Genomic DNA, 25491 nt, shown 5'->3' on the forward strand with positions numbered 1-25491 from the left:
CTCCACGGACGGGTTGCGAGAGGGACACAATGGCCGTGGCACCGGGCCACGGCCACAAGGGCTATCAGCGTTTGGTGTTGGAGCGGATGTTCCAGCCAAACTTGATGGCGCCGCCGTCTTTGGTGCCGTCGGCTTTCTGCGGCTGGTAGTCGACCATCACTTGGGCGAAGTTCAGGGTGACGTTTTCGGTCAGGCGATCATCGCTGCCCGAACCGCCGGTGCTCAAGGAGGTGACCAGCACTTCTTCCAGGTTGATCACCATGTACTCGACCTGGCTCTCGCCACCGGCCTTGCGCACGGTCAGCTTGACCTTGTCGATGTGCTTGCCGCTGGCGCAGTGCATCATCAGGTTGGGTGAAGCCTTGTCGACGTATTTGGTCAGCGACAGGTCCTGGATATTCACCTTGCCCGCGCCACCGCCACCGCCGACGTGCATGTTGCCGGACTGGGACATGCCCCAGCTCCAGTTCAACACATCGATTTCGTCCTTGTGGGCCTTGTCCATGGACTCGCCCTTGATGTCGCCGATCTTGATGAAAATATCAACAGCCATGTTTTCTCCCTGTGTGGCTCAGGCCACTTGATTGGGTGATCGTTCCCACGCTCTGCGTGGTAACGCATCCTGTGACGCTACGCGTCACCGGGACGCAGAGCGTCCCGGGCGGCATTCCCACGCGGAGCGTGGGAACGAGCTAGCTCAACCGTTACTTATGCGCTTTTTGCCGAAGGCAGTTTCGATACCAGGCGCAGCGACACCGTCAGCCCTTCAAGCTGATAGTGCGGGCGCAGGTAGAACTTGGAGTTGTAATACCCCGGGTTACCTTCGACTTCTTCCACGATCACTTCGGCCGCCGCCAACGGGTGCTGGGCCTTGGTGGTTTCGGTGGAGTGTGCCGGGTCGCCGTCGACGTAGTTGAGGATCCAGTCCTGCAACCAGCGCTGCATTTCGTCCTTCTCTTTGAAGGAGCCAACCTTGTCGCGCACGATGCATTTCAAGTAGTGAGCGAAACGGCACGTGGCGAACAGGTACGGCAGGCGCGCGGCCAGGTTGGCGTTGGCGGTGGCGTCCGGGTCGTCGTATTCGGCAGGTTTCTGCAGCGACTGGGCGCCAATGAACGCGGCGAAGTCGGTGTTTTTCTTGTGCAGCAGCGGCATGAAACCGTTCTTCGCCAGTTCCGCTTCACGGCGGTCACTGATGGCGATTTCGGTCGGGCACTTCATGTCCACGCCACCGTCATCGGTAGGGAACGTGTGGGCCGGCAGGTTTTCCACCTCACCGCCAGACTCGATGCCACGGATGCGCGAGCACCAGCCGTAGTGCTTGAACGAACGGTTGATGTTCACTGCCATGGCGTAGGCGGCGTTGGCCCAGGTGTACTTGGAGCTGTCGGCGCCGTCGGTGTTTTCTTCGAAGGCGAAGGCTTCCACCGGGTCGGTCTTGGCGCCGTACGGCAGGCGTGCCAGGAAGCGCGGCATGGTCAGGCCGATGTAGCGCGAGTCTTCCGATTCACGCAGCGAGCGCCAGCCGGCGTATTCCGGGGTGGTGAAGATCTTGGTCAGGTCGCGTGGGTTCGACAGTTCCTGCCACGAGCCCATGCCCATCACGGTCGGCGAGGCCGCAGCGATGAAAGGCGAGTGCATGGCGGCGCAGACTTTCGACAGTTCGCCCAGCAGTTCCACGTCGGGCGGCGACTGGTCGAAGTAGTAGTCACCCACCAGGCAGCCGTAAGGTTCGCCACCGAACTGGCCGTATTCTTCTTCGTACATCTTCTTGAAGATCGGGCTCTGGTCCCACGCGGTGCCCTTGAATTTCTTCAGGGTCTTGTGCAGGTCTGGCTTGGAGATGTTGAGCACGCGAATCTTCAGTTGCTCATCGCTCTCGGTGTTATTGACCAGGTAATGCAGGCCACGCCAGGCGCTTTCCAGTTGTTGGAAATCCTGGTGGTGGATGATCTGGTTGACCTGGGCGGTGAGCTTGGCGTCGATGGCGGCGATGATCGATTCGATCGACTTGATCGCGTCGTTGGACACCAGGTCGGTTTGCGCCAGGGCCTGTTCAGCCAGGGTGCGCACCGCGGTTTCAACGGCTTCGCGGGCACGCTCGGTCTTGGGTTTGAATTCTTGCAGCAGCAGGTTCGCGAACTCGCTGGCTTCTTCGGTGGTACCCAGGATCTGGCTGCCTTCGCGGGCGGTATTGTCCGTCATGATTACTGCTCCCCTGCAGGCTTGGGCGCGCTGGCAAGTGCCTGAAGCAATGCCGGGTCCTTGATCGCCTTCATGATGATTTCTTCAGCGCCAGTCTTGCCGTCCATGTAGGTCAGCAGGTTGGCCAATTGGGTGCGGGCTTCGAGCAGCTGGTTCAGGGAGTCCACCTTGCGGGCCACGGCGGCCGGGCTGAAGTCGTCCATGCTTTCGAAGGTGATGTCCAGGCTCAGGTTGCCTTCGCCTGTCAGTTCATTGGGTACGTGGAACGCGACGCGTGGCTGCATGGCCTTGAGGCGTGAGTCGAAGTTGTCGACATCCACTTCAAGGAACTTGCGGTCGGCCACGGGTGCCAGCGGCTCGGCAGGCTTGCCGGCGAGGTCGGCCATCACGCCCCTTACGAAGGGCAGCTGGACCTTTTTCTCGGCGCCGTAAAGCTCGACGTCGTACTCGATCTGCACTCGAGGCGCACGGTTGCGCGCGATGAATTTCTGAGAACTTTGCTTCGCCACGTTGCTGCTCCTGGTCGCTTGAGCGACGGTGTTGTTACTGCACGGTCCGGCGGCTTACTCGCTTTCGGGGCCGCGCAGGTTTTCAAATTGGGACATGCCATCGGGAATCAGATTGCGCACGATGGCCGCAAAGTCGGCATGTACCAGATTCTTGGCTCGGTTCAACAACACCGGCAGCGGGCTCGAAGGCTCGTGGCGGGTGTAGTACGCGAGGATTTTGTCGAGGCTGCGCAGCACATCGTCGCGTGTGGCGATGTCGCCAGTCGGGCGAGGGGCTGCGGGCGCGGCGGCGTCGACCGAGGGGGCATTGTCTTCACTGACGGCCTCGGGATCGCTGCTGCTGTCGGTGCCTGGCACCGCTTGATTGAGCAGTTGCAGGGCCTGTTTGAGCGGCTGCTTCAAGGCGCTGAGGTCCACGCCCTGGGCGGAACCGACTTGGTCATTGACCTGTTGCTCAATGGCCTCGCACGCCGCACGCGCTGCGCTCAAGGCGTCACGGGTGGCTTGCAGTTGTTCGGGGTCGCTGTCCAGGAACGCGGCATTGAGTTGCTGGTTGCCCAACTGCTCATCGGCGAAACTCTGCAGGCCGCTGGCGTTGAGCGCTGCGCGCAGGGTCACGGGCCCGAAGGTGCGCGAGCGCGTCAGGATGCTTTCGCGCAGCAGACGAATATTGGTCTCGCAGGTCAGGCCGGTAAGGGCGTTGATGCGCACGGTGGGGTCGTTGTCATCGTCGGCATCCAGGCGCGGGTGCAGCTCGGCCCAGTATTGGCGCAGCAAGGCGTCGATCAGCGTGAGGACTTCGGCCAGCCCGGCCACACCCTGGAGGGCGAGGGTGCTTTGCAGCAGAAAGTGGGTGATGCGCAGGTCTTTGCTGCGCTGCAACAAGTCCAGGCTCTGCTGCTGGATGCTGCGCCACTCGGGCGGCTCAGCGGGCAGGATCGAGTCGCCCATGCTGCGTTCGGGTTGGCCCTTGGCATCACGTTCCAATTGCAGAAATTGCGCGTCATATTCCATGTCCTCGCCACAGGGCGACGTCGCGGAAACGGCGGTGAGCAGCAACGGCACATCCACTGAATTCGATCTCCTTATCGGCCCGCTGGACAGCGGGCAATGCATGCACTAGTTGCGTAATGAACTGTGCATGTTTTCTTGGTCATACAATCAGAGTGCCACTACTGCGCCACCACTGATGTTCAAGAAGTTGTGCATTTTTGGTGTAGTACTTATGGCTTGTCAAGGTAAGCTATTCGCCCTCTGTGACAGATGTGCGGTGTTTAACAACCTGCGCGACTGGCGAGTCGAAAGGCGCGCCCAGAGCGGATTTTTGTCATGGAAGCCAGTTAAGATCAGCGATCATGCTGGCAAAAGCAGATTTTGGCGGTCGTTTGTACGACAGGACGGGACTCTCCAGGGCGGCGCTGCCTCCTGGGCGGGCTGCGCGCGATGTATCAGCAAGGAGGCAAGATGTCGCTGTGTTTGACTATCACTAGTTATCACAAGATCACCCCTGGGCAATGCCCCGAAAAGTCCATGGATCAGGGCGTGATGGCTATTGGCCGCAGTTCTGACAATGACTGGGTATTGCCCGACCCTGAGCGTCTCGTCTCTTCGCAACATTGCGTTATTCAATACAAAGATGGCCGTTATTACTTGACCGATAACAGCACCAATGGTGTGGAGTTGGTCAAGGCAGGTATTCGTATGCGTCGGGGTAACAGCGAGCCATTGCAAGATGGCGAGTTGATCCGCATCGGCGATTACGAAATCCAGGCGCGCATCGACTTCAACGTGCAGGCCATCGACAGCCAGCCATTTGCCGGTGACTCACCCAACAGCTTTGAAGCGTTGATGGGCGCCGTGGCGAGCCAACCTGCGCCCACGCCGATGATCGCGCCGCAGTTCCAGGGCGCCTCGTCCATGGAAACTTTGCCAGACCTGTTCGACTTCCTCAGCCCCACCGCCGTGCCGCCGCCCACCGTGGCGGACCATGTGCCGTCCGAGCAACACGATTTTCGTCCTCCGGCTCCAGTGGCCGTACCGGCGCCCGAAAAGCCGTCGGTGCAAGGCTCGGTGATTCCCGAAGACTGGGACCTGTTCAGCGACGCGTCCGCCCCCGTCGTCAATGCGGCGCCCGCCCCAGCACCGATCATCCCGCCGCCACCCGTGGTTGAGCCTGTTGCGCTCCCCGTGGCCGATGCCGAGCCAGCACCGGACCTCCTGCAAGCCTTCCTGCGCGGTGCGGGCCTGGAGCAGTTGCGCCTGGACAGAGCCGACGCCTGCGCGCAGATGGAAAGCATCGGCCGCAGCTACCGGCTGATGGTCGAGGGCCTGATCGACGTACTGCGCGCCCGTGCCAGCCTCAAGAGCGAGTTCCGCATGCAGCAGACTATGATCCGCCCCGCCGAAAACAACCCATTGAAATTCGCCCCGAATGCCGATGAAGCGTTACTGCTGTTGCTGCGTCATGGCAACCAGGCGTTCATGGCGCCGGACCTTGCCGTACGTGACAGTTTCGACGACCTGCGCGCCCACCAGTTGGCCGTAATGGCTGGCGTGGAAGCGGCGATCAAGCACCTGCTCGCGCGCTTTGAACCGGCGCAATTGGAGGAGCGCATGGGCAAGCCCGGCGGCCTCTCCAGTCTGTTCAACGGTTCGCGCCAGGCCCAGTACTGGCAGCAGTTCACCGAGCTCTACAGCAACATTTCCCGCGAGGCCCAGGACGATTTCCAGGACCTGTTCGGTCGCGAATTCAGCCGGGCCTACGAAGAACACAGTGCACGACAGCGACGCTGAAAACGCCTCGCACTAATGGATAAAACGGATAGCTAAATACGTCATTGAGGACGCAGGATGATTCCCAGGTTTTTACTCGCAGCCGCCACCGCGCTGCTGCTGACGGCGTGTGCCAACGACACTGCCAAACCCCAGGCGGCTGCCGAGGCCGAAGCTGACACGGCCGCCGTCGAATTGCATTTTCACGCGATTGCCGGGCTTAACCCCGGTGCCAATGGCCAGGCAGCGCCGGTGCGGGTGCGCATTTTCGAATTGAAAAACGCCGCGACCTTTTCACGCTCCGATTACTTCGCCCTGGCTGACCGTGCGCAATCGACCCTCGGTCTCGACCTGCTGGACCAAGACGAAGTGGTGGTGCAGCCCGGCCAACAACTGAGCCTGCAGCGCGATCTCGACCCGTCCACGCGCCAGATCGGCTTGCTGGTGGGCTACCGCGAGTTGGACCGTGCGCAATGGCGCACGGTCATCAACGTGCCGCCGCGCCAATACAGCGAATACCAGATCAGCCTCGACGTGCATGCTGTGCGCGCCGACGTCGTGGCTTCCCCATCCAGCCCAGCCCAATAACAAGCAATCGGAGCCCCCATGTCCTGGAACAATCGCGTGGTCTGGTCGGAAGGCATGTTCATCGGAACGCAGCACTTCCAGCAGCATGACCGTTACCTGGAAAACCTGATCGATGCCCGCAGCCGTCCGTTGTCGGCGGGAGCCTGGGGGTTCTCCGAACTGCTGATCGACCAGGGCCTGCTGGCCCAGGGCAAGCTGGCGATCGTGTCGGCCCGCGGCCTGTTGCCCGATGGCACGCCGTTCAATATTCCCCAGGACGACCTGGCGCCGAGTCCGTTGAACATCGACGACAACCTGCGCGACGGCCTGGTGTACCTGGCCCTGCCGCTCAAGCGCGCCGGCGCCCGTGACACGGTGGACGAGGGCCAAACCCTGGAAGCCGCACGCTACGTGAGCCAGGTGCGTGAAGTGCGCGACGACAACGCCCCGTTCGAAAACCGTGCACCGGTGGCGGTGGGGTCGCGGGCATTGCGCCTGCTGACGGCGCAGGACGGCATCAGCGACTACGCCGCCATCGGCCTGGTACGCATCAAGGAAAAGCGCGCCGATCGCGCGTTGGTGCTCGACGAGACCTACATCCCGCCGGTGCTGGACGTGGTCGCGAGCAAGCCGCTGACGGCCTTTCGCAGCGAACTGCTGGGCCTGTTGCACCAGCGTGGCGAAGCCCTGGCCGGTCGCGTGGTGGCCTCGGGTGCCGGTGGTGCCTCCGAGATCGCCGACTTCATGCTGCTGCAACTGGTCAACCGCGCCCAGCCACTGATCCAGCACTTCAGCCAGTTGAGCCCGTTGCACCCGGAGCGCTTCTTCAGCGAACTGGTAAGCCTGGCCGGTGAGTTTTCCACCTTCTCAACCTCCAGCCGTCGCCCCCAGGAATACCCGCAGTACCAGCACGACGACCTGGCCCTGAGCTTCATGCCGGTGATGGCGGCCCTGCGTGAAGCGCTGTCGATGCTGATCGACAGCAAAGCCACGCCCATTCCGATTGTGGAGAAAGCCTACGGCATCCATGTGGCGATGCTGGCCGACAAGACCCTGCTCGACAACGCCAGTTTCATCCTCGTAGTACGCGCCGACGTGCCCGGCGAAACCCTGCGTGCGCGTTTCGGCCAGCAGAGCAAGGTCGGCTCGGTGGAACACATCCGCGACATGGTCAACCTGCAACTGCCGGGCATTGGCCTGCTGCCGTTGCCGGTGGCGCCACGCCAGTTGCCCTACCACGCAGGCAGCACCTACTACGAGCTGGACCGTGGCAGCGAGCACTGGCAGCAGCTGAATAATTCCGGCGGTTTCGCCTTCCATATCGCCGGGCAGTTCCCGGGCTTGAACCTAGCCTTCTGGGCGATCCGAGGATAATTGGCGATGCATCCCAATGATGATGACCGCACCCAGTTCATGCCGCGCCCGGGTGGCCGAGAGCCTGCACCCGCGCGTGCCGAACCTGCGCCGCTGTCGATGCCGGCTGCGCCGATCCTCACCGGCAAGAGCCAGGGCCTCAACCCGCTGGAAAGCGCCGCCGGCCCGTTGCTGGCGTTGTTGACGCGGCTGCGCAACACCATCGCCCATCCCGCGCCGGCCAGCCTGCGTGCGCAGTTGCTGGCGTACCTGCGCCAGTTCGAAGAACGCGCCGAAGCCGCCGGTGTGGCACGCAATGAAGTGCTGTTGGCCCGTTACGCGCTGTGCACCGCCTTGGATGAAGCGGTGCTGAGCACGCCGTGGGGCAGCACCAGTGACTGGGGTAAGCAGAGCCTGCTGATCACCGTGCACAACGAAGCCTGGGGTGGCGAAAAGGTTTTCCAGTTGCTTGACCACTGTCTGCAAAGCCCACGGGAACGCCTGTACCTGCTGGAGCTGTTGTACCTGTGCATGTGCCTGGGTTTTGAAGGGCGTTACCGCGTGATGACCGACGGGCGCAGCCAGTTGGAAGCCTTGCGCGAACGCACCGCCGCAGCGATACGCAGCGCCCGTGGCGAGCACGAGCGTGAGCTGTCGCCGCACTGGCGCGGTGTGACCGTGGCCCGTGATCGCCTGGCGCAATTCATGCCGCCATGGATTGCCGTGGCGATTGGCTTGGCGCTGCTGTTGGCGTTGCTGTTCGGCCTGCGCATGAAGCTGGCCTCGGACGCCGAACCGGTGTTCAAGAATATTCATGCCTTGGGCGAGATCCCGGTGCAGGCCATCGACCGTCCGGTGGCGCAGCCCAAAGTGATTGAGCGCCCGCGCCTGGCCGGGTTCCTGGCCGACGACATCAAGGCCGGCCGCGTGGCGGTGGAAGACAAGGTTGACCGCTCTGTCGTGACCATTCGTGGCGATGAGCTGTTCGCCTCGGCCAGCTCCAGCATCGTCGATGACTACCAGCCGCTGATGCTGCGCATCGCTGACGCCATCCGCAAGGTCAAGGGCCAGGTGCGTGTCACCGGGCACAGCGACAACCGCCCGATTGCCACGTTGCGCTTCCCGTCCAACTGGGCGTTGTCCGAAGCCCGGGCCAAGTCGGTGCTGGAGATTCTCGCGGCCAAGACTGGCCAGGCTGAGCGCTTCAGTGCCGAAGGCCGCAGCGACACCGAGCCGTTGGCCAGCAACAGTACTGCCGAAGGCCGTGCCCGTAATCGTCGGGTTGAAATCACCGTATTGGCGGAGGGCGTCGAGTGAAGGCGTTTTTCAGTTTCATGATTCGCTGGGTGATCCCCGTGCTGGGCCTGATTGCCCTGAGCTTGATCATCTGGTTTGTTGGCCCACTGCTGGACGTGCTGGTGCCCGAAGGGCGCCGTTGGGCGCTGATCGTGCTGGTATTTGCGCTGTGGGTGGCCTACCGCGTGTTCCGCATCATCCAGGCCCGTCGCCAGGCCGCCGAAGTGATGCGCAGCCTGGCCGCAGAAACCCCGGTCGACCCCAACAGCGTCGCGACCGCCGAAGAGCTGTCCACGCTGCGCCAGCGCATGGACGAAGCTCTGGCACTGCTGAAAAAGGCCAAGCTGGGCGGCGATGAGCGCCGCAACCTCTACGAGTTGCCGTGGTACGTGATCATCGGCCCGCCGGGCTCGGGCAAGACTACCGCGTTGGTCAATTCCGGGCTGCATTTCCCGCTGGCGGCGCAATTGGGCGCCGGTGCGGTGCGGGGCGTGGGTGGTACGCGTAACTGCGACTGGTGGTTTACCGACCAGGCCGTATTGCTCGACACCGCTGGCCGCTATACCACCCAGGACAGCAACTCCACGGTGGACAAAGCCGCCTGGCTGGGCTTTCTCGACTTGCTGAAAAAGCAGCGTTCGCGCCGGCCTATTGACGGGGCGTTTATCGCCATCAGCCTCTCGGATCTGCTGCTGGGCACCGACGCCGAGCGCGCAGCCCATGCCGCCGCGATTCGCCTGCGCATCCAGGAGCTGTATACGCAGCTGGGCGTGCGTTTCCCCATCTACCTGATGCTCACCAAGCTCGACCTGGTGCCGGGCTTCATGGAGTTCTTCGACAACCTGAGCAAGGAAGAGCGCGCCCAGGTGTGGGGCATGACCTTTGCCCTGGACGACGGCAAAAACAGCGACAGCCCGTTGGCGCACCTGCAAAGCGAATTCGCGGGCCTGGAGCAGCGTCTCAACGAGCGCCTGGTCGAGCGCTTGCAACAGGAGCGCGACCCGGCACGACGCGACCTGATCTACGGCTTCGCGCAGCAGTTCGGCGCGTTGAAAGATTGCCTGCAAAGCTTCCTCGAAGGCGTATTCAAACCCAATGCCTTTGAAGAGCGCGTGTTGCTGCGTGGCGTGTACTTCACCAGCGGCACCCAGGAAGGCAGCCCGATTGACCGCCTGATCGGTGCCATGGCCCAGAGCATGAACCTGGACCGCCAGCACCTGGCACGCCAGAGCGGCACCGGGCGCAGTTACTTCATCGAGAAACTCTTCACCGCCGTGGCCTTTGCCGAGCGCGGCCTGGTGGGGGTGAACCCGAAAGTCGAGCGGCGCCGCAAGTGGATCGCCCGTGGCGTACTGGCGGCCACCGTCACGCTGGTGGTGGTGGTCAGCAGCCTGTGGTGGGTGAGCTATCGCGCCAACCAGGCGTATATCGCCCAGGTCGATCAGAAGGTCGCGCCCCTGGGCCAGACCGTACAGAACCTGAGCCCGGCACAACGGGAAGTGCTCGCCGTGCTGCCGTTGCTCAACGCGGTGAAGAACCTGGCGGGGGATTCGCCGAGCTGGTCCGAAGGGCTGGGGCTGTACCAGGGCGATATGCTCGAAGCCGAGTCCGCGAGCGTGTACCGCAAACTGTTGATCGCCGTGTTCGCGCCACGCCTGGTGACGCGTATCGAAGAGCAACTGCACGGCGGCGGCAACTCGGACTTTCTCTACGAGGGCCTCAAGGCTTACCTGATGCTCGCCGACACCGAGCATTACGACCCGGACTTCATCAAGGCCTGGATCGCTCTGGACTGGGACCGCAACCTGCCCCGCGACCTGCCGGCCGACCAGCGCCAGGCCCTGGCCGGGCACTTGCAAGCGCTGTTCGAACGCCACCCGCCGAGCGCGCGCCTGGACCCACGCCTGATCGACGACCTGCGTCGCCAATTGCAGCAATTGCCGGTAGCCCAGCGCGTGTACGACCGGGTCAAGCGCCAGAAGCTACCCGAGGGTATCCCGGACTTTCGCCTCAACGAGGCCGCCGGTCGCGATGCCGCGCTAGTGTTCAGCCGCAAGAGCGGCAAGCCGTTGGGTGAGCCGTTGAGTGGTTTCTTCACTGCCAAGGGCTATCGCCAGGCGTTCTTGCTGAGCAGCCTGAACCAGACCGGCACCCTGGCCGAAGAGCAATGGGTGCTGGGCCATGAACAGGCCGACCAGCAGAACGTGGTGAGCCTGGCCGCCGACGTGCGCCGCTTGTACTTCCAGGATTACCAGCGCCAGTGGGACGCGTTGCTCGCCGACATCGACTTTGTGCCGATCACCAGCGTGGCCCAGGCCGCCGATGTGCTGCGGGTGATTTCCGGCCCCACCTCGCCGCTGAAAAAGCTGTTGGTGGCGGTCGCCAGGGAAACCGACCTGCAAGCCGAAGAACGCCAATTGGCCGCCAAAGGCGTGCCAGTGGAAGGCGGCGTGGACAAGCTCAAGGAGCGCCTTGGCAGCTTGCTGGGCGAGGCGCAACCGACGGCGAATGCCCCGGCACCGGCGGATGATCCGGTGACCGCGCACTTTGCCGAACTCAACAGCATCGTCAGCAAAAACGAAGGTGAACCGGCGGCCATCGACGGCCTGCTGTCGGACATGAATGCACTGTATGTGCAGGTCAGCGCCATGGTCGGTGCCAGCGGCGATGCCTTGCTCGGCGAGGCCAAGAACCAGGCGGCGGCTGCAGCCACGCGGGTCAGCCTGAACGCCGAGCGCCAGCCACCGCTGGTGCAGGGCATGGTCAAGTCGGTGGTCAATTCCACCACCAACAGCATGATGGGCGGGGTGCGTAACCAGCTCAACGCGGCCTGGGTCAGTGAAGTGGTCAACGTGTATCGCCAGTCGTTGGCCGGGCGCTACCCGATGTCGCCGGGCAGTGCGCGGGACGCCACCCTGGATGACTTCGGTCAGTTCTTCGGCGTGGGCGGGGTGATGGACAACTACTTCCGCAAATACCTGCAACCCTATGTGGACACGTCGGCACAGACCTGGCGCTGGCAACCGGGGGCGGCGCAGAAGCTCGGGATTGCCCCTGGCGTGCTGCAAACCTTCCAGCGTGCGGCGACGATTCGGGACGCGTTCTTCCGATCCGGTGGCACCCAGCCCATCGTGCGTTTCGAGCTCAAGCCGGTGTCGATGGACCCCACCATCACCCAGTTCCTGCTTGACCTGGACGGCCAGCAATTGAGCTACGACCACGGCCCGAGCCGCCCGGTAGCGATGCAATGGCCGAACCCCGGCAGCATTGGCGTGGTGCGTATTTCCATCATGCCGCCATCGGCCAGTGGTCGCTCCGGCATCACCCTGGACGGCCCGTGGGCCTGGTTCCGTCTGCTGGAGCAATCAGACCTCACCGCAGGCAACTCGCCGGACCGTTTCAACCTGCGCCTGCGGGTCGATGGCGCGAGCATCGCCTACGAGTTGCGCGCCAACAGTGCGTTCAACCCGTTCAAGAGCCGCGTGCTCAGTGGCTTCAGCCTGCCGGAGCGGCTATGACGGCCCTGGGTTTTTACGGCAAGTTGGCCAGCCGCGGCGACTTTGTCAGCCGCGCCTTGCCCCAGAGCTTTATCGGCCCGTGGGACAGCTGGCTGGCGGCGGGTTTGCTCGCCAGCCAGAACAGCCTCGGCGCTGACTGGCTGAATGCGTACCTGGTCAGCCCGTTGTGGCGCTTTGTGCTGGCGCCGGGCGTGTGCGGGCCGGATGCGGCGGCGGGCGTGGTGATGCCGAGCATTGACCGGGTCGGGCGGTACTTTCCGCTGGCGGTGGTGACCTTGCTGGATCACGACACCAACCCGGCGTCGCTGGTGGGCGGTTCGGACGTCTGGTTCGAGCAGGCTGAAACCTTGTTGCTCAGCACCCTCGACAGCGGCGCGACCTTCGAAAGCTTCAACGCCGGGCTCGACGAGTTGGGCGTGCCGGCCAGCGAGCCGCGGGCGGTGGACAGCCGTTTCGCCGGCCTGCAAAGGGTAGCAGCCACCGTGCCGCACCAGCGTATGACCGCGCTGGCCGAACAGGCGTGCGAGGGCGCAAGCCTGTGGTGGGGGCGAGGTTCGCAGCGTATCCCCCCCGGTTTATTACGGTGCCAGGGCCTGCCTGCCGCCAGCGATTTTGCGCAGTTTTTGCTCGGACAAGAAGGTGTGGTGTAGATGGGCGTGACGTACGAATCCGCGAGCAAAAGCCATGTGGGCATGGTTCGCCAAGTCAACGAAGATGCCTTTCTGGATCTGCCGGAGAACCGCCTGTGGGTGGTGGCCGATGGCATGGGCGGGCACGCGGCGGGGGACTATGTCAGCAGCTTGATCGTCGACAGCCTGCGCCATGTACCACTGGGCCGCTCTCTGGACGAATACTCGGCGGCGCTGCGTAATGACCTGCTGCGCATCAACGCGGCCGTGCGCGAAGAAACCGCCAACCGTGGCGTGACCATGATGGGCAGCACCGTGGTGGTGTTCGCCGCGCGCGGCTTGCGCGGGGTGTGCCTGTGGGCCGGCGACAGCCGCCTGTACCGCTTGCGCGACGGCGTGCTGGAAAGCATTTCCCGCGACCACAGCTACGTGCAAGACCTGCAAGACAGCGGCCTGCTCAGCGAAGCCGACGCCCGCACACATCCGCGCTCCAATATCGTCACCCGCGCCATTGGCGTGGAGGCCCAGTTGGATGTCGCCTCAGTGGACCTGTTGATCGCTCCCGGCGACAGCTATTTGCTGTGCAGCGATGGCCTCAACAAAACCGTCGAAGACCACGAAATTCGCGAGGTGCTCAGCCATGACGCGCCGGATGAAATCGTGCGCAGCCTGGTGCACCTGGGCCTCAATCGCGGCGCACCGGACAACATCACCACCCTCGTCGTGAAGGTCTCGTCATGAACATCGTCATCCCGGGTTATGACATTGAAGGCGAGATTGGCGAAGGTGCCATGGCCAACGTGTACCTGGCGACCCAGCGTTCGCTGGAGCGCAAAGTGGCGCTGAAGGTGATGGCGGCAGCGCTGGCGGCCGACCCGAGTTTCTGCGAACGCTTCCTGCGCGAGGGCAAGACCCTGGCGCGCTTGTCGCACCCGCACACGGTGACCATCCATGACATCGGCAACGTCGGTGAGCTGTATTACATGGCCATGGAATACCTGCCCAACGGCACGCTCAAGGAGCGCATTGCTGCTGGGCTGACCCCGGAGCAGGGCGTGACGCTGATCCGCCAGATTGCTTCGGCCCTGGGCTATGCCCATGCCCAAGGGCTGGTGCACCGCGACGTCAAGCCGGCGAACATTCTGTTTCGGGCCGATGGCACGGCAGTACTGTCCGACTTTGGTATCGCCAAGTCGCTGGACGACCGCACCCAATTCACCCAGGCCGGGTTTGCCGTGGGTACACCCAGCTACATGAGCCCCGAGCAGGCGCGGGGCCAGGAGATCGACGGGCGCGCCGATCTCTACGCACTCGGTGTGGTGCTGTACGAAATCCTCGTCGGCAAGCTGCCCTACAGCGGCACCGATGCGCTTTCCACTGCGCTGGCGCACCTGACTGAGCCGTTGCCGGAATTGCCTGTGCATCACGGGCGTTACCAGGGTGTGCTGCGCAAGTTGTTGGCCAAAGACCCGGCGCAGCGTTATCCGGATGCGGCAGCGTTGTTGTTGGCGCTGGATCAACTACCGGCGGATGAATCGGACGCCACGCTGGTACGGCCGCTGCCGATTCCATTGAGCTTTGATCTGGCGGGCATGACCCCTGTCACCATCGATATTCCGACGGATAAACCGCAGCCGCAGCCAATAGTGCGTCAGCCGGTGGTCACGCCGACGCAGCACAATGCCCCGTCCGAGCAGCGCCGTGGTCCGGTATTGGCCTTGGCCGCCGTGGCGGTCGCCGTCGCGTTGGCCATTGGTGGCGCCAGCTACTGGTGGTTGAGCGGCGGCGATGAACCGGCCAAGCCGCCAGCCGCCGTGGTGCCAAAGGTGACGCCGCCCGTGGCTGTCGCTGAAGTGGATGGTGGTCAACGCCCGTTGCTGATGGCAGGCAAGAAAACCTTGTTCCAGCGTGTACTCAGCAAACCCGGCGCCCAGCTTTCAGCGGACGCAGGGAGCACGCCGGGTAAAACGCTGCCGGCGTTTTCCGTGCTCTACGTGTACCAGCGCAAGGAGGTCGATGGCAGCCCGTGGGTACGCGTCGGCGCTGCCACTGATGGTCGCAGCGACGGTTGGCTGCCAGCCTCCCAGGTCAGCGACTGGAAACAAAGCCTGGTGCTCAAGTTCACCGAGCGCTCAGGCCGGGCCCCCGTGATGTTCCTGCGCCAGCCCGGTGAGGTGGAAAAACTGCTGGCCGACCCTGCCGCCGCGAGAAGCGTGTTGGCCAAGGCGCAGAGCAACCGTGAAGACAACCAGCAAGTCCTGGCCCTGGAACCCACCGCCAGCGCGGTGCCGCAAAACCAGTTCTACCTGTTGCCGATTTTTGACTCCAAAGAAAGCTTCGACAACAACGGCCAGCCGGTCCAGTTGCTCAACGTGGCCTCCATCGACCCAGGCAGCCGCGCCACTGCCAAACCCGCTAGCCCGACGCTCAGCGCCAATGCCGACGCCTTCCGCACGGCCGTGGTGCTGGTAGTGGACACCACCGTGTCGATGCAGCCCTACATCGACCAGATTCGCGACGTGGTGCATGAGCTGCAAACCCGCATTGCCGAGCGCGGCGAGTTGGACAGCGTCAGTTTCGGCATGGTCGGCTTTCGCAGCAGTATCCAGAAAACCCCGGGCCTTGAGTATGTCGCCAAGACCCTGATCAGCCTCGACCAAGGCCGCGACCCGCAGCGCTTTCTGGATATGGCGCGCCAGGTCAAAGCGTCGACGGTGTCCAGCCACTCGTTCAACGAAGATGCGTTTGCCGGGGTGATGCAGGCAGTGGACGGCATGGATTGGTCCGGCTACGGCGGGCGCATCATCTTGCTGGTCTCCGATGCCGGCGCGCTGCGCAAGAACGACCCGTTCGCCGCCACCCAGATGAACGAAGCCGAAGTGCGCCAGGCGGCGCTGGGCAAGCAGATCAAGATCTACGCGCTGCACCTGCGCACCGACGCCGGCAAGAAAACCCATGCCGGCGCCGAGAGCCAGTATCGCGTCCTCACCGCCGACGCCAACCCGCAGATCGGCGACCTGTACACGCCGGTGCCAGGGGGCGATGTGCGCAAGCTGGGTGAGCGCGTCGATGAGATCGGCACGGTGTTCGCCAACCTGGTGCATCAGGTGCGCAGCAATACGCCGCAGCCCGTGCCGTTGCTCAGTGCCGCGCCGAGCCTGGCGGACAAGTCCGCCGCCGTCGGCTATGCCATGCACATGGACTTCCTCGGGCGCAAAACTGCGAGCCAGGCACCGCAATTAGTCAGCGCCTGGACGGCGGACCGCGACCTGACCAACCCGGCGCTGCCAGCGTTCCAAGTGTGCGTGATGCTGACCAAGCTGCAACTCAACGACCTGCAACAATCGTTGAAGTTGATCGTGGATGCGGCGCGCAAAACCCAAAGCTCGCCCAAGGATTTCTTCCAGGAAATCGCCAGCGCCTCGGCCTATATGAGCCGCGACCCCCAGGCCCTGCGCAAGGGCGGTAATCTGGCTGACGGCGGCCTGCTCGGTGAATACCTCGAAGGCCTGCCGTACCGCAGCAAGTCGCTGAACATGACCCAGGACCTGTGGTTGTCATTGAGCGTGGCCGAGCAGGAAGACTTTATCGACGAGCTGGATTCGAAAATCCGCCTGTATGAAACCTTCCATAACGACGTGGCCAACTGGGTCCGTTTCGGCGATGCCGAACCGGGCGATGCGTTGTACCGCGTGCCACTGTCGACGCTGCCGTAATGCTGAACCTGAGCGCGGTGCACAAGAGCCGGGGCGTCGGTAGCCAGCGCTATAGCCTGGTGATCCCGGCGTTGCATCTGGGCGCGGGTGAACAACTGGCGATTGTCGGCCCCAGCGGTTGCGGCAAGAGCACCTTGCTGGACGTGCTGGCGCTGGTGTTGGCGCCGGATCAGGTGGGGCAGTTTGCATTCAACCAACACGACATCGGCGCGCTGTGGCGTGCTGATCGGCAATCGGCGCTGGCCGCGTTGCGCAGCCAGCACCTGGGCTATGTGCCGCAGACCGGGGGTTTGCTGGGGTTTCTGGATGTGCGCGGCAATATCGCGCTGTCGCGCCAACTGCTGGGCTTGCAGGACGACGGCGGGGTGGCGCGCCTGGCCGAGCAGTTGCAGATCAGCGATCAGTTGGCCAAGCGCCCGGCGGCGTTGTCGGTGGGCCAACGCCAGCGGGTCAGCTGTGCGCGGGCTCTGGCCCATGGGCCGCAACTGGTGCTGGCCGATGAGCCGACGGCGTCCCTGGACCCGCTCAACGCCGAGCGCGTGATGCAGGCGCTGCTGGCCCAGGCCCGCGAACACCGTACGGCCTGTGTGATCGCCACCCATGACGAACCGCTGGCCCGCGCCAGTGGCTTGCAGGTGCGGCGTATCAGTTGCCAGCGCGATCCAGACGGCGGCGTCACCGCAACCCTCGGGGAGGCGTGCTGATGCGCATCGGCCTGGTTGCCTCGCTTGCGTGGCAGGACTACCGCAACGATGGGTGGCTGTCGGCCTGTTCGGTGCTGGCATTGGTGGCGGTTATTGCGCCATTGCTGGTGTTATTCGGGCTGAAATTTGGACTGGTTAGCAGTTTGACCGAACGCTTGGAGACCGCCCCCGCCAGCCGTGAAATCATCCCGTTGGGCGGTGGTCGATTCAGCTCGGCGTTTATCGCGCAATTGGGGGAGCGCAGCGATGTGGCGTTTGCTGTACCGCGCACACGGCAGATTGCGGCCACCGCGCAGGTGGGCACCCTGAGCCTGGAAATGCTACCGACTGCGGCCGGGGACCCGCTGTTGGAAGGCTTGCCGATGCCCCACGGCCTGGACCAGATCGTGCTCAGCCATACCGCCGCCGAAAAGCTCGCGGCAAGGCCCGGTGACTGGCTGGAAACCAGTTTTGCGCGGCAAGTGGCGGGGCGCGTCGAGGCCCAGCGCACGCGGTTGCAGGTGCTGGCGGTGTTGCCGCTGGAGGCCTTCGCTCGCGAGGGTCTGTTTGCCGATCTGGCGTTGCTGGAGGCGGCAGAAGATTACCGCGACGGCCGTGCGGTGCAGGCGTTGGGTTGGGCCGGTGAAGCGGCGAGCGTGAGTGAACAGCGTATCTACCCGGCGTTTCGCCTGTATGCGCGCAGCCTCAGTGATGTGGAACCGTTGCGGGTGTATTTCGCCGGGCAGAACCTGTTGGTTTCAACCCAGGCGCACACCATCGCTCAAGTGCAATCGTTGAGCCGCAACCTGTCGATTGTGTTCTGGATCATCGCCGGGCTGGCGTTGGCCGGGGCGTTTGCGGCGATTTTTGCGGGCACCTTGGCGGCGGTGGCGCGCAAGCATCGGGAACTCTCGGTGTTGCGCCTGTTGGGGTTTTCCACCGCCGCGTTGTTGCTGTTTGTGCTGCTGCAAGCGCTGTACAGCGCGGGTTTTGCCGCTGTGCTCAGCGTTGGGCTGTATGCCCTGGCCGAGGCCGCGTTGAACAAGCTTTTTGTGCAGGTGCCGGGCGAGTACGCCAGCCACCTGTTGGCGCGCCATTACGGCCTGGCCCTGGTGGCGGTGCTCGGCGTCAGTGCCGTGGCGGCCGCCTGTGGCGGTTGGCGGGTGGCACGTATCCAGGCTTCTGAAGGAATCAGAGATGTATAAATTACTGGGCGCCTGCGTGGCGCTGAGCCTGGCCTCGCTGGCCTGGGCCGATGAGGCAAGTGACAAGCTCGACAACCCCAAGCCGTTGCCGGACGACGTGAGCCTGCCGCTACCCTGCGAAGGCAACATGGTGTTCCGCTACGCCTACATACTGGCCCAGGGCACCCTGGATGACCGTGAAATCAACCTGGGCTACCCCTTTGCCGAAGGCGAGGCGGGGTATCAGCAGTCGTTTATTTCCGGCTACCGCCGCGACTTCATCAACGGCCAGTTCACCCTCAAGGACTTGCCCAAGGACTGGAGCAAGGTCATCGCGCCGCAGATGCCGAAGACCGACGCCAAGACCCCGCTCAAGCCCATGCTGTACTTCATCGGCAAATACGAAGTGCCCGCCCGCCAATACGCCCAGGTGATGGCCCAGGCGCAGTCCCTGGCCAGCGGCGAACCGGCGCCGGCGTGTGACGCGCCCACCGGCATGGCCGGGCGTTTACCCAAGGTGAAGCTGTCACGCTTTGAAGCCGAGCGTTTTTCGGCGGTGTACAGCGCCTGGCTGATGAAATACCACCGCGAACTGTTGCCGGTGAGCGGGCGCGGTGCGTCGGCCGAAGACGGTGGCCTGGGCTTTGTGCGCCTGCCCACCGAAGTGGAGTGGGAGTACGCCGCACGCGGCGGCCAGGCGGTGAGCCGCCAGGACCTGGAAGGCCGCCTGTATCCACGGCGCGCCGAGGGCAGTGAAAGCGATGGCCCGCTGGCCGATTACGCCGTGTTCAACCAAGTGGCCGGCGGCACCGGCCAGGCGGCGCGGTTGATGCCTATCGGCACTAAATTGCCTAACCCCATCGGCATGTTCGACGTGATCGGCAACGCCGCGGAAATGGTCCAGGAATCCTTCCAACTGGTACACGCCGGCCGCCGCCAGGGCACCTACGGCGGCTTTGTGGTCAAGGGCGGCAATTACCTGGAAGGCGAAGGCACGTTGTTCACCGGCATGCGCCGCGAATACCCGCTGTTTGCCGCTGATGGCACCGAGCAAAGCAACGAGACCACCGGTTTTCGCGTGGCGATTGGCGCGTTGTCGGCGCCGCGCTCACGCTACAAGGAACTGTTCGCCCAGTGGCAGAAGGAAGGCCGCCTGGCCGCGCTGACCGATGCCATCGACGACGCCCAGGACCCGACCAAACGCCTGGACAGCATCATCGCCGCCAGTGTCGATCCCAAGCTGCAAGCCGAGCTGGGCCTGGTCAACGAAGAGCTCAAGCGCAACGTGTCGCTGATCGCCCAGCAACGCGAAGAAGCCGCGGGCAATTTGATCCAGTCGGCGGCGTTGGTGGCCGAGACCATCAGCAACTACAACATCCGCCTGGCCAACCTGCGCAAGAGTCGCCAGCAGGCGGTGGACAGCAAGGACGAGGCCAGCACGCAGCTGTTCGACATGGCCATCACCAATGGACGCAGCGCGTTGGACGGCGCGGTGGCGATTTACATCGACAACCTGGCCACCGGCACGCGCTACACCGATGCGGTGATCCAGGCGCAGTTTCAACGGATCAAGGAAGAGTTGGATCGCAAGCCAGTGCTCGGCAAGAGCCTGGTGACGCGCGCGACACTGTTCGTTCGCCATGTCGGCAACTACCGCAAGCAACAGCGGGCCGACCCGGCAACGATCTTGAAGGAATTGCTCGCAGCGAGCGGTCAGCGGTCTTGATCGTTGGCTGTCTAGCGAGCTTGGAAGGGACTCAGGCGGCGGTGGGCCGTGCTGGGCAAGTCAAACTTAACAGAGATCACACCTATGTTTTTTTCCCGTAAGGCGGTTTCCAAGCGTCACCTGCTGCTGATCGCAGCTGGTTTCAGCACCGTGTTGACTGGTTGCGCTACGTCGCCTGCATCCAAGGTAGCGTCGAGCACCAAGGTCGAGTACTACCCCAACTGCTACGAGCCGGTGCAGCACCTGCGCGCCACCGATTCGGACATGACCAAGTCGGTCGTCACCGGTGCCGCGATCGGCGCGGCCGGCGGTGCCCTGCTGGGCGCGCTGACCGGCGACAAGGACAGCCGAGGCCGCAATGCCGCGATCGGTGCCGCAGGCGGCGCCCTGGCTGGCGGCGCAGCGGGTTACTACACCGAGCGCCAGAAACAGATCACCGATGACAACCAGCGCATCGCGTCCTACTCCACCGACTTCAACAAAAGCGCCTCGGACATCGACCGCAGCACCGCCTATGCCAAGGCCTCGCAGCAGTGCTACCAGAGCGCATTCACCAAGCTGGTGGCTGATCGCAAGGCCAAGACCGTCAACGACACCGAAGGCCGCAAGCGCCTGGCGGAAATCGTCGCGGGCCTGAAGGAGTCCAATGACCTGATCGTGACGGTCAACGGCAAGGCCAGTGAAGACCTGAACAACTACACCCAGGCCTACGAGAAAGATCTGCAACAGGTCGGCGTACAGCGCAGTGATGTGGTGCCCGTGGCCACCGCCGACACCACGCCAGTGGTCGCTCCGGCCAAGGGCAAGAAAGCCGTCAAGCCGGCCAAGAAGCCGGTGCTGCCGACAGTGCCGAAAGAAGCGGTAACCACCGAACGTAGCATCCAGACCGTGCAGGCCAAGCAAGCTGAAAGCAAGCAGGTCGCCAGTGCGGGCAAGACCCAGATCGAAGCAACCTGCCGCAATCCAAACCTGGCCGACTGGGCGCCAGTGCCATGCCCTAACGTTTAAGTACTTGTTGCTATAAGCGTTAAACGCCAACCGATCTGCGCCTAAAGCGCGAGATCGGTGGCGTTCTTTTTGCAAATCGTTACACTGCTGCGGCCACTCCAATAAATACACCGAGGCCGTGTGCATGAAATTTCGTCTTCTCCTGTGGGTGCTGGGCCTGATGATGGGCAAAGCCAGCCGCACCAACCCCGCCTTCCAGCAGCAACTGGGTGACAAAGACCTGGCCTTCCAGCTGCAGACTCTCGACGGCAAGGTTGCCCGTCACTTCATCGTCAAAGACCAGCGCATCACCAGCCGCTCAGGTGTCCACCCGGCGCCGGCCTTCGCAATTGCCTTCAAGGATGCCGCCTACGGCTTCGCCACGATGCAGGCGAAGAACAAGCAACTGGCGTTCATGACGGGGATTCAGGACAAGTCGATCCAGATCAAGGGCAACCCGGCACTGGTGATCTGGTTCCAGGGGCTGACCAAGTATTTGAAACCGAAGAAAAAGAAGTAACACCTGTAGGAGCGAGGGGGGGGCAGGGACACCGCGTTGGATTCATCGCAGGCAAGCCAGCTCCCACAGAACTTTGAAATACGGTCAACTGTGGGAGCTGGCTTGCCTGCGATAGCGGTGTAACAGGCGCCAGATTTACCCCTGGCTGAACTGCGAAGCCAGCTCGCGCAACAGCACCTCGGCATCCAGCACTTTACCCACCACATCCTCGGCCTTCTCGCGGCTCAAGCCCAGGCGCTCCAGCAACGCGTCCGGAATGGATTCATCCGGCCCGGAGCCAATCCCCCGGCTGCGCAACAGGCGCACCGCCAGGCACACCAGGTTCGGGTACTCGGCGTATTGCCCGTCATACGTCGGGTCGTGCTGGAAGCGCAGGGCGGTGCACAGTTCGTCTGGCATGTCCCAGTAGCGCATCAGCCAGGCGCCGATCTGTTCGCGGCTGATGCCCAGCAAGTGTTGCTCGACGTAGCTGTGGCACAGGTGCGGGTTGACCTCCAGGTGCCGGCAGATCAGCGAGAAGTGCGGCGGAAACACGTGGGCCAGCAGCAGGTAGCCGAAGTTGTGCAGCAAACCTGCCAGGTAGGTCAGGCCGGCTTCCGGGCGCTGGGCGCGGGGCATGGCGCGGGTCAGGCCTTCAATCACGGCGGCGGTGTAGATCGACTGGTGCCAGTAAGGCGTGGACAGGTGCGGGCGGTCCTTGGGCAGGCTCAGGGTTTTGCCCAGGGCCAGGCCCAGCGCCAGGTTGATCACAAGATCAAAGCCCAGCACGCGCACGATGGCGTCTTCGACTGAGCGGATCTTGCCCGGCGAGGCGTAGTAGGGCGACGCGGCCCAGCTTACGACCTGGGCGGCAAGGGCCGGGTCGGTTTCCACCACGCCAGTAATGTCGTCGATGGTGGCATTGGGATCGACGCGCAGCTTGATGATCTTCTGCGCGGTGTCGGCCAGCGGCGGAATTTCGATGGTCGCTTCCAGGCGTTGCTGGATACGGCGAGCGGTGAACGCTTGCATCGCCTGGGTGATTTCCTCGCGGTCATCATTGGGGCGGTCGAGGTTCGGGCGGATGTTGCTCAAGGGTTCACCGAACTGCGCGGCGCTGGCCTTGGTGAGCAGGCCCTTGAAGGCGTCGGTGGGGATTTCCAGCAACAGCCCGGCTTCGCCCGAATGCACCAGCAGGCTCGGCTCATTGAGCAAGCGGCCTTCGTACAGGCACGGCGAGCTGGTCAGGGGCGGCAAGCCAGGCAGCAGGCTCAGGTCATGCTTGCCCAGCATGCGTTCGACCCGCTCGGGGGCGACGGCCGTGAGGCGGCGACCGGTGAGTTCGGCGAGGCGGTTAAGGTCCAGCAACTGGCTTTGGGGGAACAGCACCATGAGCGCGCCAACCGCATCTTCAAGCAACACCGCCTGGACCTTTCGGGCAGGGTTCAGGCCAGGCTGTTCGATGACTTCCGTGTAGGGGATGGCGAGCTTTGCGAGCAGCGCCCGAATGACCGGCGGGGCGGGCAGTGGGGCTGTGGCGAGGGCAACTTCTGACATGGCCTGATCCAATTTCTTACATTCATTGGAGTATAACCAGCTTGATACGGGTGTTGGTCGGATAAGTGTTCTTTGTGACGAGGTTGGCTGTGCGCCGATCCCCTGTAGGAGCGAGCTTGCTCGCGAAGAGCTTCCTGACGGCGCGATCACCCAGAATGTCCGCGTTATCGTTGGCGTTCTTCGCGAGCAAGCTCGCTCCTACAGGATAGGGGTCAGACTTGACCGTATTGCTGGCCGTGGCGCAGCCAGCGGTTGAGCAACGGGCTGACGTGATCGGGCCAACGCTCGAGCAAGGCTTGCGCAGCATCGCGCACGGCGGGCAGCAGGTCGGCATCGCGCATCAGGTCGGCGACCTTGAATTGCAGCAGGCCGGTCTGGCGCGTGCCGAGCATTTCACCGGGGCCGCGCAGTTCGAGGTCTTTTTCGGCGATAACAAAACCGTCGTTGGTTTCGCGCATGATGCCCAGTCGCTGGCGACCGATCTGCGACAGCGGCGGGTGATAGAGCAGCACGCAGTGGCTGGCGGCACTGCCCCGGCCAACCCGCCCGCGCAGCTGGTGCAGTTGCGCCAGGCCCAGGCGTTCGGGGTTTTCGATGATCATCAGGCTAGCGTTGGGGACGTCCACGCCCACTTCAATCACGGTGGTAGCCACCAGCAATTGCAGGTTGCCGGCCTTGAACTCAGCCATCACTGCGGCTTTTTCCGCCGGTTTCATACGGCCGTGGATCAACCCCACCTTGAGCTCACCCAAGGCGCTGGTGAGGTCTTCATAGGTGGTTTCGGCGGCCTGGCAGGTCAGCTCTTCGGACTCTTCGATCAGGGTGCACACCCAGTACGCCTGGCGGCCTTCGGCGCAGGCGCCGCGCACGCGCTCGATCACTTCGACGCGCCGGGTGTCGGTGACCAGCACGGTGTTGACCGGCGTACGCCCTGGCGGCAGTTCGTCGAGGATCGAGGTGTCGAGGTCGGCGTAGGCGCTCATGGCCAGGGTGCGTGGGATCGGCGTGGCGGTCATGATCAACTGGTGCGGGTTCATGCGCCCGCCCACGCCTTTCTGGCGCAGGGCCAGGCGTTGTTGCACGCCGAAGCGGTGCTGTTCGTCAATGATCACCAGCGCGAGGTTCTTGAACTGCACTTCGTCCTGGAACAGCGCATGGGTGCCCACCACCATCGGTGCGCCGGCGGCGATCTGCTCCAGGGCGGCCACGCGGTTCTTGCCTTTGAGCTTGCCAGCCAGCCACGCCACCTCCAGGCCCAGGGGTTCGAGCCAGCGCTTGAAGGTGATGAAGTGTTGTTCGGCGAGGATTTCCGTCGGTGCCATCAGCGCCACCTGATAGCCAGCTTCCAGGGCTTGCAGGGCGGCGAGGGCAGCGACCACGGTCTTGCCTGCGCCTACGTCACCCTGGATGAGCCGCAACATCGGTTCTTGCTGGCTGAGGTCATAGGCGATTTCATTGCCTACGCGCTGTTGCGCGCCGGTGGGCGCAAAGCCGAGGTTGGCCAGGTATTGCGCGGGCAGTCGCGTGGCCTTGGGCATCGCCGGGGCGCGCAGGGAACGCATGCTTTCGCGCAGGCGTTGCTGGGACAGCTGGTGCGTGAGCAGTTCTTCAAAGGCCAGGCGATGTTGGGCCCAGTGGTGACCGAGGGCGAGTTCGTCCACATCGGCATCGGCGGGCGGGTGATGCAAATACCGAATCGCATCGGCCAGGGGCGCCAGCTGATAATCGCGGGCCAGCTCCAGGGGCAGCCAATCGGGCAGGCTTTGCGGGCCGAGCAGGGTCAGGGTCTGCATGCACAACTGACGCAGGCGTTGCTGGGTCAGGCCCTCGGTCAACGGGTAGATCGGCGTGAGCGTGGTGTCCACTGGTGGCGGCTCATCGCCGGTAATGGCGCGGTATTCCGGGTGGTAGATCTCCAGGCCCGACGCGCCAGGACGTGCCTCGCCGTAGCAGCGCACACGGGTGCCACGCTTGAGGCCTTCCTTCTGTGCGTTGCTGAAGTGGTAGAAGCGCAGGCTCAAGCCGCCAGTGCCGTCCTGCAGGCGCACCACCAGGCTGCGACGCTTGCCCATCACCACGTCGGCGCCGCTTACGGTGCCTTCGATGACCGCGTCCTGCCCAGGGCGCAAATGGCCGATGGGCACCACGCGGGTGCGGTCCTGGTAGCGCAGGGGCAGGTGGAACAGCACGTCCTGAAGGTTCTCCAGGCCGACCTTGGCCAGTTTCTCGGCCATGGCCTCACCGACACCCTTGAGTGCCGTCACCGACACCTGCGACAGCTCAGTCATAC

At 63.6% G+C, this 25491-nt stretch carries 19 protein-coding genes; 13 read left to right on the top strand and 6 right to left on the bottom strand.

Translation table 11 applies throughout. The annotated features are described in order from the left end of the window. Positions 1–64: 64 nt before the first annotated feature. From CER19_RS26305 to tssA, 4 genes are all read right to left on the bottom strand, one after another. Entirely contained in the window at positions 65–553 is a 489-nt protein-coding gene (locus CER19_RS26305) for a type VI secretion system tube protein Hcp (protein WP_003195562.1), read from the bottom strand. A gap of 155 nt (positions 554–708) precedes the next feature. Continuing rightward, complete coding sequence (gene tssC / locus CER19_RS26310; RefSeq protein WP_003195559.1) at positions 709–2205, bottom strand: type VI secretion system contractile sheath large subunit; 1497 nt, start codon at positions 2203–2205, stop codon at positions 709–711. A gap of 2 nt (positions 2206–2207) precedes the next feature. Continuing rightward, positions 2208–2714, bottom strand: a complete 507-nt coding sequence (gene tssB / locus CER19_RS26315) for a type VI secretion system contractile sheath small subunit (protein WP_116668526.1) — start codon at positions 2712–2714, stop codon at positions 2208–2210. A gap of 54 nt (positions 2715–2768) precedes the next feature. Then, the gene (gene tssA, locus CER19_RS26320) at positions 2769–3785 is read right to left on the bottom strand and encodes a type VI secretion system protein TssA (RefSeq protein ID WP_116668527.1); all 1017 of its coding nucleotides are present in this window, start codon (positions 3783–3785) and stop codon (positions 2769–2771) included. Between the two features lie 393 nt (positions 3786–4178). Between tssA and tagH the strand changes: the two genes are divergently transcribed. The 13 genes from tagH to CER19_RS26385 all read left to right on the top strand — a co-directional run bounded on the left by tagH (position 4179) and on the right by CER19_RS26385 (position 21665). Further along, positions 4179–5507 carry a type VI secretion system-associated FHA domain protein TagH gene (tagH, locus tag CER19_RS26325; RefSeq protein WP_116668528.1) on the top strand — a complete coding sequence of 443 codons (1329 nt, stop codon included), beginning with the start codon at positions 4179–4181 and terminating at the stop codon, positions 5505–5507. Positions 5508–5564: 57 nt separating this feature from the next. Next, the gene (gene tssJ, locus CER19_RS26330) at positions 5565–6074 is read left to right on the top strand and encodes a type VI secretion system lipoprotein TssJ (protein ID WP_116668529.1); all 510 of its coding nucleotides are present in this window, start codon (positions 5565–5567) and stop codon (positions 6072–6074) included. A gap of 18 nt (positions 6075–6092) precedes the next feature. Next, positions 6093–7427: a type VI secretion system baseplate subunit TssK gene (gene tssK, locus CER19_RS26335; protein ID WP_116668530.1), complete on the top strand. Its 1335-nt coding sequence runs from the start codon at positions 6093–6095 to the stop codon at positions 7425–7427. Positions 7428–7433: 6 nt separating this feature from the next. Continuing rightward, positions 7434–8723: a DotU family type VI secretion system protein gene (locus CER19_RS26340; RefSeq protein ID WP_116668531.1), complete on the top strand. Its 1290-nt coding sequence runs from the start codon at positions 7434–7436 to the stop codon at positions 8721–8723. Next, positions 8720–12220 carry a type VI secretion system membrane subunit TssM gene (tssM, locus tag CER19_RS26345; protein ID WP_116668532.1) on the top strand — a complete coding sequence of 1167 codons (3501 nt, stop codon included), beginning with the start codon at positions 8720–8722 and terminating at the stop codon, positions 12218–12220. The genes CER19_RS26340 and tssM overlap by 4 nt, the downstream gene beginning before the upstream one ends. Next, positions 12217–12870 carry a type VI secretion system-associated protein TagF gene (gene tagF / locus CER19_RS26350; protein WP_116668533.1) on the top strand — a complete coding sequence of 218 codons (654 nt, stop codon included), beginning with the start codon at positions 12217–12219 and terminating at the stop codon, positions 12868–12870. Before tssM ends, tagF begins: the two co-directional genes overlap by 4 nt. Continuing rightward, positions 12871–13590, top strand: a complete 720-nt coding sequence (locus tag CER19_RS26355; protein WP_003195541.1) for a PP2C family serine/threonine-protein phosphatase — start codon at positions 12871–12873, stop codon at positions 13588–13590. It begins immediately after the preceding gene. Then, positions 13587–16565, top strand: a complete 2979-nt coding sequence (locus tag CER19_RS26360; RefSeq protein WP_116668534.1) for a serine/threonine-protein kinase — start codon at positions 13587–13589, stop codon at positions 16563–16565. The genes CER19_RS26355 and CER19_RS26360 overlap by 4 nt, the downstream gene beginning before the upstream one ends. Next, positions 16565–17269, top strand: coding sequence for an ABC transporter ATP-binding protein (locus tag CER19_RS26365; RefSeq protein WP_116668535.1), 705 nt, complete (start codon positions 16565–16567; stop codon positions 17267–17269). The genes CER19_RS26360 and CER19_RS26365 overlap by 1 nt, the downstream gene beginning before the upstream one ends. Then, the gene (locus CER19_RS26370; RefSeq protein WP_116668536.1) at positions 17269–18453 is read left to right on the top strand and encodes an FtsX-like permease family protein; all 1185 of its coding nucleotides are present in this window, start codon (positions 17269–17271) and stop codon (positions 18451–18453) included. Before CER19_RS26365 ends, CER19_RS26370 begins: the two co-directional genes overlap by 1 nt. Next, the gene (locus tag CER19_RS26375; RefSeq protein ID WP_116668537.1) at positions 18446–20158 is read left to right on the top strand and encodes an SUMF1/EgtB/PvdO family nonheme iron enzyme; all 1713 of its coding nucleotides are present in this window, start codon (positions 18446–18448) and stop codon (positions 20156–20158) included. The genes CER19_RS26370 and CER19_RS26375 overlap by 8 nt, the downstream gene beginning before the upstream one ends. A gap of 84 nt (positions 20159–20242) precedes the next feature. Beyond that, entirely contained in the window at positions 20243–21166 is a 924-nt protein-coding gene (tagQ, locus tag CER19_RS26380) for a type VI secretion system-associated lipoprotein TagQ (RefSeq protein WP_116668538.1), read from the top strand. Between the two features lie 124 nt (positions 21167–21290). Continuing rightward, positions 21291–21665, top strand: coding sequence for a hypothetical protein (locus tag CER19_RS26385; RefSeq protein WP_003195530.1), 375 nt, complete (start codon positions 21291–21293; stop codon positions 21663–21665). A 135-nt stretch (positions 21666–21800) separates the two neighbouring features. Here CER19_RS26385 and CER19_RS26390 read toward each other — a convergent pair whose 3' ends face one another. Together CER19_RS26390 and recG are read right to left on the bottom strand one after the other, a co-directional pair. Then, positions 21801–23201: an aminoacyl-tRNA deacylase and HDOD domain-containing protein gene (locus CER19_RS26390; protein ID WP_116668539.1), complete on the bottom strand. Its 1401-nt coding sequence runs from the start codon at positions 23199–23201 to the stop codon at positions 21801–21803. A 212-nt stretch (positions 23202–23413) separates the two neighbouring features. After that, positions 23414–25489, bottom strand: coding sequence for an ATP-dependent DNA helicase RecG (gene recG, locus CER19_RS26395; protein ID WP_116668566.1), 2076 nt, complete (start codon positions 25487–25489; stop codon positions 23414–23416). Positions 25490–25491: the final 2 nt, after the last annotated feature.

The sequence above is a fragment of the Pseudomonas sp. GL93 genome, from assembly GCF_003408955.1.
GTDB lineage: Bacteria > Pseudomonadota > Gammaproteobacteria > Pseudomonadales > Pseudomonadaceae > Aquipseudomonas > Aquipseudomonas paracarnis.